General features: G+C 56.5%; 1 rRNA gene and 1 other annotated feature (1 of these 2 cut by a window edge). The gene reads right to left on the bottom strand.

Annotation, left to right across the window (positions count from 1 at the left end):
- Positions 1-11 precede the first annotated feature (11 nt).
- Positions 12-128, bottom strand: a 5S ribosomal RNA gene (rrf, locus tag AB0B02_RS31780).
- 83 nt (positions 129-211) lie between these two features.
- Positions 212-1,728 (bottom strand) — a sequence feature (most likely nonfunctional fraction of RNA operon); it runs 2,926 nt beyond the window's last position.

Genomic DNA, 1,728 nt, shown 5'->3' with positions numbered 1-1,728 from the left:
ACTGGAAGATTGTCCGGCGGTGTCCTACTCTCCCACACCCTCCCGAGTGCAGTACCATCGGCGCTGGAGGGCTTAGCTTCCGGGTTCGGAATGTAACCGGGCGTTTCCCCTCCGCCATGACCGCCGTAACTCTATGAACATATCAACCAACAACCCACACAAGGGGTTCGGTGTTTGTTCAGAGTTGCACAGTGGACGCGTAGCAGCTTAGTAGTCAAGTCCTCGGCCTATTAGTACCGGTCAACTGAACCCGTTACCGGGCTTACATTTCCGGCCTATCAACCCAGTCGTCTAGCTGGGGGCCTTACCCCACAAAGTGGGTGGGATACCTCATCTTGAAGCGAGCTTCCCGCTTAGATGCTTTCAGCGGTTATCCCTTCCGAACGTAGCTAACCAGCCGTGCCCCTGGCGGGACAACTGGCACACCAGAGGTTCGTCCGTCCCGGTCCTCTCGTACTAGGGACAGCCCTTCTCAAGTATCCTACGCGCACGGCGGATAGGGACCGAACTGTCTCACGACGTTCTAAACCCAGCTCGCGTACCGCTTTAATGGGCGAACAGCCCAACCCTTGGGACCTGCTACAGCCCCAGGATGCGACGAGCCGACATCGAGGTGCCAAACCATCCCGTCGATATGGACTCTTGGGGAAGATCAGCCTGTTATCCCCGGGGTACCTTTTATCCGTTGAGCGACACCGCTTCCACATGCCAGTGCCGGATCACTAGTCCCGACTTTCGTCCCTGCTCGACCTGTCAGTCTCACAGTCAAGCTCCCTTGTGCACTTGCACTCAACACCTGATTGCCAACCAGGCTGAGGGAACCTTTGGGCGCCTCCGTTACCCTTTAGGAGGCAACCGCCCCAGTTAAACTACCCACCAGACACTGTCCCTGAACCGGATAACGGTCCGAAGTTAGATACCCAAATCAACCAGAGTGGTATTTCAAGATTGCCTCCACCCATACTGGCGTATGGACTTCACCGGCTCCCACCTATCCTACACAAGCTAATTCAGATACCAATGTCAAGCTATAGTAAAGGTCCCGGGGTCTTTCCGTCCTGCCGCGCGTAACGAGCATCTTTACTCGTAATGCAATTTCGCCGGGCCTGTGGTTGAGACAGTGGGGAAGTCGTTACGCCATTCGTGCAGGTCGGAACTTACCCGACAAGGAATTTCGCTACCTTAGGATGGTTATAGTTACCACCGCCGTTTACTGGCGCTTAAGTTCTCCGCTTCGCCCCGAAGAGCTAACAGGTCCCCTTAACGTTCCAGCACCGGGCAGGCGTCAGTCCATATACATCGAATTACTTCTTCGCATGGACCTGTGTTTTTAGTAAACAGTCGCTTCCCCCTGCTCTCTGCGGCCATACAACGCTCCACCCGCGCGGGGCTTCACGTCTCCGGCCCCCCTTCTCCCTAAGTTACGGGGGCAATTTGCCGAGTTCCTTAACCACAGTTCGCCCGATCGCCTCGGTATTCTCTACCTGACCACCTGTGTCGGTTTGGGGTACGGGCCGCTAAGAACTCGCTAGAGGCTTTTCTCGGCAGCATAGGATCACTGACTTCACCTGAATCGGCTCGGCATCACGTCTCAGCCTACATGCGCCACGGATTTGCCTATGGCACGGCCTACACGCTTACCCCGGCACAACCACCGGCCGGGATCAGCTACCTTCCTGCGTCACCCCATCGCTTGACTACTACCCGCCAGGTTCCCACGCTCCCCCC

This window comes from Micromonospora sp. NPDC049240 (assembly GCF_040647835.1).
Classification (GTDB): Bacteria; Actinomycetota; Actinomycetes; order Mycobacteriales; family Micromonosporaceae; genus Micromonospora.
This window is presented reverse-complemented; position numbering and strand designations above follow the sequence as displayed.